Below are 422 nucleotides of genomic sequence, written 5' to 3'. Positions count from 1 at the left end.
GGCGGTGCCCTGAGCGCCAAGGCCGGTGACGCCACCCGGAAGAAGTTGCGGGAGGCCAAGGTCGCCACCCCGTCGCGGATGCACGGGTTCGCGCTGGTCTCGGGTGACCACAACCCGATCCACGTCAACGACTCGGCCGCGAAGATGGCCGGACTCGGTAGCCCGATCGTGCACGGCATGTGGCTCTCGGCGGCCGCACAGCACGTGGCAACGGCCACCGATTCCAAGAACCCGATCCCGGTGCCGCGGGCGCTGCAGGGCTGGACCGCACGCTTCTTGGGCATGGTCCGTCCCGGCGACGAGGTGACGATCCGGGTCGACCGGGTGGGCATGGACGCCGGCCGCGACATCATCGAGGTCAGCTGCAAGGTGGGTGACCTGCTGGTCATGAACGCCACCGGTCTGCTCGCGCCGCCGAAGAC

1 protein-coding gene is annotated in these 422 nt (G+C 69.7%); it reads left to right on the top strand.

Annotation, left to right across the window (positions count from 1 at the left end; translation table 11 throughout):
- Positions 1-422 (top strand): MaoC/PaaZ C-terminal domain-containing protein (locus SB754_RS19310; protein WP_410784029.1); only part of this gene is annotated, 422 nt, incomplete at both ends.

Source organism: Leifsonia sp. SIMBA_070 (assembly GCF_046534635.1).
Classification (GTDB): Bacteria; Actinomycetota; Actinomycetes; order Actinomycetales; family Microbacteriaceae; genus Leifsonia.
This window is presented reverse-complemented; position numbering and strand designations above follow the sequence as displayed.